Source organism: Marivita lacus (genome assembly GCF_014637725.1).
Classification (GTDB): Bacteria; Pseudomonadota; Alphaproteobacteria; order Rhodobacterales; family Rhodobacteraceae; genus Marivita; species Marivita lacus.
In genome coordinates, this window is the sequence record NZ_BMFC01000045.1 from 1 (window position 1) to 3,179 (window position 3,179).

At 58.7% G+C, this 3,179-nt stretch carries 6 protein-coding genes; 1 reads left to right on the forward strand and 5 read right to left on the reverse strand.

The window, feature by feature from the left end:
• Nucleotides 1-248 precede the first annotated feature (248 nt).
• The 3 genes from IEV82_RS23360 to IEV82_RS23370 form a co-directional block, all read right to left on the reverse strand.
• Nucleotides 249-449, reverse strand: coding sequence for a DUF433 domain-containing protein (locus IEV82_RS23360; RefSeq protein ID WP_229748010.1), 201 nt, complete (start codon nucleotides 447-449; stop codon nucleotides 249-251).
• Between the two features lie 425 nt (nucleotides 450-874).
• Nucleotides 875-1,168 (reverse strand): hypothetical protein, encoded by a 294-nt coding sequence (locus IEV82_RS23365; RefSeq protein WP_188484484.1) that lies wholly within the window; start codon nucleotides 1,166-1,168, stop codon nucleotides 875-877.
• Between the two features lie 57 nt (nucleotides 1,169-1,225).
• Nucleotides 1,226-1,843 (reverse strand): hypothetical protein, encoded by a 618-nt coding sequence (locus tag IEV82_RS23370; protein WP_188484485.1) that lies wholly within the window; start codon nucleotides 1,841-1,843, stop codon nucleotides 1,226-1,228.
• Here IEV82_RS23370 and IEV82_RS23375 point away from each other — a divergent pair.
• Nucleotides 1,842-2,096: a hypothetical protein gene (locus tag IEV82_RS23375; RefSeq protein ID WP_188484486.1), complete on the forward strand. Its 255-nt coding sequence runs from the start codon at nucleotides 1,842-1,844 to the stop codon at nucleotides 2,094-2,096. The genes IEV82_RS23370 and IEV82_RS23375 overlap by 2 nt on opposite strands.
• A 141-nt stretch (nucleotides 2,097-2,237) precedes the next feature.
• Here IEV82_RS23375 and IEV82_RS23380 read toward each other — a convergent pair whose 3' ends face one another.
• Both IEV82_RS23380 and IEV82_RS23385 read right to left on the reverse strand, forming a co-directional pair.
• Nucleotides 2,238-2,528 carry a CcdB family protein gene (locus IEV82_RS23380; protein ID WP_188484487.1) on the reverse strand — a complete coding sequence of 97 codons (291 nt, stop codon included), beginning with the start codon at nucleotides 2,526-2,528 and terminating at the stop codon, nucleotides 2,238-2,240.
• On the reverse strand, nucleotides 2,516-2,770 hold the full coding sequence (locus IEV82_RS23385) for a type II toxin-antitoxin system CcdA family antitoxin (RefSeq protein ID WP_188484488.1): 255 nt from the start codon (nucleotides 2,768-2,770) through the stop codon (nucleotides 2,516-2,518). Before IEV82_RS23385 ends, IEV82_RS23380 begins: the two co-directional genes overlap by 13 nt.
• Nucleotides 2,771-3,179: the final 409 nt, after the last annotated feature.

Below are 3,179 nucleotides of genomic sequence, written 5' to 3' on the forward strand. Positions count from 1 at the left end.
CCGACATCATCGCCCGCATCTCCGATATGCCGGTCTCGCGCCTGCACGAGTTGCTGCCGTGGGAATGGGACGGGGCCACGCCCCTGGTCAAGGTCGCTTGACCGCGGCCTCCAGCGAATGCTTACTCTCTGGCGACCAGCTCCTCCTGAATGAATGCAGAAAATAAATCCGACAGCTTTCCAGAAAGGCGGTGTCTGAGGTTTTGGCCTAATGGGAGTTTCACGATTGGCCGGTCGATACTGACACAGTCACTTGGTCGCGACGCAGGTCGGCCGCTCACGTTCCGCGGCGAAGGCCAGGGCTGCCCGGATGTCAGCGGTAGTCAGCTCAGGAAAGTTCTCCGTAATGCCCGCCTCGCTCATACCCGAAGCCAGCCAACCGAGAATATCCCCCACCGTAATGCGCATTCCGCGGATCACCGGGCGGTCGCCGCGCAGACCTGGAACCACGGTGACTATCCCGGCCCACGCTGGAGCACTTTTGTTCTCGACCGAACGTGTTTCCATTCCGTCAAGGTAGCGCGTCTAAAATCATCTTGGAAGTCCGTTCGCCAGTATCGCCGGATAAGCTCGACCTGTCGGGTCAAGCGGTTTCATCGTGGCGGCGCGCTTCCGTATGCTTTCGCCTGCGAGGGGCTGACCGTGCGCAAACGTGGCGGCAGGAAGCATGTCCGACGCGTGTGGCTGTTTCCGGGGCCTGCGAGGGGTGAACCTGACGGCGACGGCCCGGGTTATAGCCCGTCTCGAAGATCTTGTCGGCAGAGACCCAACCTTGAGGATCGAGCTGGATACAGATCGACTCCGGCTCGTGGCGAAGGATTCGAACGAGTTATTTGCTGTCGCGGCTCATAGGATCAAGGCTTCGATCAGACGCATCAGAGTTGGCAGCTGCCAACATCGTAACCGAAGACGACATCGATCCCCGCGGCTGCAAGTACCCGCGAGAGATCCTGCCGTGTCGAAACCATCGGCAGGATCAACGTCTCCTCGCCTTCGTCGATCACGTGCTCAACCGCTCGCTTCGCCGTGAGGAGAGGGATACCGCATGTCGCGAGGGCTAGCGCAGCCTTCGTGGCGATCACCTGTTCTCTGGTCCCAAGCCGACGTAGGGCCACGCTCTCATCTGATCCAGAAAAGTTCTTCTCGACCTCCTGAACCGGTCCAAGCATTTCCGCGACTTCTCTCACCCTCTTTGTGATGGCTTGGTTCCCTATTCGACCGGTAGATCAGGCCGCCACTACCATCGCGATTTCCCGCAGCTTCTGGAGATCCTTCGGCTGGTCCGGTCGGATTAGATCGTCCTCGATCTCGTGCACGATACCGCGGATGAGACGGCTCTTGTTGAGGCCAGACGCTTTCATCAATGCTCGGATCGAGGCATCCGTTTTCGGAGCGAACTTCACCGAAAGACGCCGCTTGGGGATCTTCATCGACTTTGGCGATTTCGCCACGCGCATCCCCGCCTTGGTCTGAAGGCGGGCAACGGCGACCGGATCACCTGCGAGCCGCTGGATGTAATAGGCCAAGAGCGGCTTTCTCAGCCGCACACCTGATGCCGGATCGATCCGCCAGGCAGCGAGGTCCAGAAGATCCATGTCGGGCACTGAAAGCATAACCTCAAGCGGCACATCAGCCGTCTCACGGGCGCGTTGGACAGCCGGCGTGGACTGCGCGGGCAGGGCGACGACGCGTTCGCACTGGTCGCAGACCGAGGCGAGCACATCCTTCACCACGCCGGTGCCATCATCGAAGGGCACGTCACGATAGGCGAAGGTCGTGGAGACCAGCGCACGGCAATCCTGACAGACCGCCTTCGATTTCTCTCCTGCCTTGTAGACTTTCATGGCCGCCTCACTGGTGGACGCTGATAAAGATCGTATCCGGGTCGACGAAGTAGAACTTCACATACCAGCCGTCGCGCCGAAGGATGTGGACATCGATGCCGGTTACAGAGTGGTGGGGCGAACGTTCATGATGCTGTCCGCTACACCTCTTCACGATCTCGGTGAGATCGTCAGGCGTGATTTGCCCCATCTGGAGCAGGTTCCTCGTCTCGACCTGATTACGCGCTTCGTGAAGGAAGGTGCCTTCCCGTAGCGCTTTGATCAGGCGTCGCTTTGCCTCCTTAAATCCTATCTTGCTATTCAATATACGATGATCCTCGTAAAAAACAAGTTCGTTGGCGTGGCCGGGTTCTATTGTGTTGGCAATGTCCGCAAATCGTGTTGGTCTTGCGGGTCATACGCCCGCCATCAAGACATCTACGGCCCGGGTGATCAGACCCCCCTGGTCCGCAACACTCCCGGTGCGGCGCAAGCTCGCCCGTCGAACGCCCGCAATCAGGCGTGTCGCAAGCACCAGTCGCCTGCCATCGTGCTGGAGTTCAGGATTCAGATGGCGCACCGCAGGGTAGCCGGAGAGTAGCGGAATGACGACGACAGAGGCGTCGGGCGGCAGTAGGTCGCTTTCGACAACGACCATGGAAACACCATTGTACTCCGCGACATCAAAGCGGGTCAGGGTTTCCATGAAGATCCGCCTGGCGCCGTGATAATTTCGGCCAGCGGATGCCCATGACGCTCGTGCCAATCCGATTGGGCCGCAAATGCGTCTGCGTTCTCAGCGAGCCACGTCTTGCGTCGAGCTTCGGCAACCGCCTTGATGAGTGCCGCCTCAGCTACTGCGGAGACGTTGATCCCAAGCTCCCTTGCGCCATCAAGTGCATCGGTATCAAGTGTCAGAGAGGTCTTGCGCTTGGTCGCAGCTGCCATACGATCACACTCCCTTCCAATACCGCCAAACTATACCGCATTTCGACACAGCGCAAGTTCGGTAGAACAGAAACCCGGATCGACCAACACGATTTGCGGATATGTTTGCGGCGCGCGGTATCGCCCATCGTGAAGTCGAGCACGGTGGGCAGAAAGGGATTGTCTTGAATCCAAAAAAAGCAGAAAACCCGCTGCTGGAATGACCAGCAGCGGGCAGTAGAGTCCTACAGGGAGTAGGCATGATGCCTATGGGGTTCATTCCCCAGTGCAGCGTTTGGTTCCATTGGCCTGCTGCCGGTTTCGTGGACACGAAGATAAGATCGTGACCATGGAATTGGAGATTGGATATGACGAGACGAAAGTTCAGCCGCGAGTTCAAGATCGAGGCAGTAAAGCTGGTGACCGAGCG

Coding starts and splice junctions, on each gene's coding strand:
- IEV82_RS23385 (WP_188484488.1), bottom strand. CDS start 2,770: ATGGCAGCTGCGACCAAGCGCAAGACCTCTCTGACACTTGATACCGAT.
- IEV82_RS23375 (WP_188484486.1), top strand. CDS start 1,842: ATGGCCGCCTCACTGGTGGACGCTGATAAAGATCGTATCCGGGTCGAC.
- IEV82_RS23365 (WP_188484484.1), bottom strand. CDS start 1,168: ATGCTTGGACCGGTTCAGGAGGTCGAGAAGAACTTTTCTGGATCAGAT.
- IEV82_RS23370 (WP_188484485.1), bottom strand. CDS start 1,843: ATGAAAGTCTACAAGGCAGGAGAGAAATCGAAGGCGGTCTGTCAGGAT.
- IEV82_RS23380 (WP_188484487.1), bottom strand. CDS start 2,528: ATGGAAACCCTGACCCGCTTTGATGTCGCGGAGTACAATGGTGTTTCC.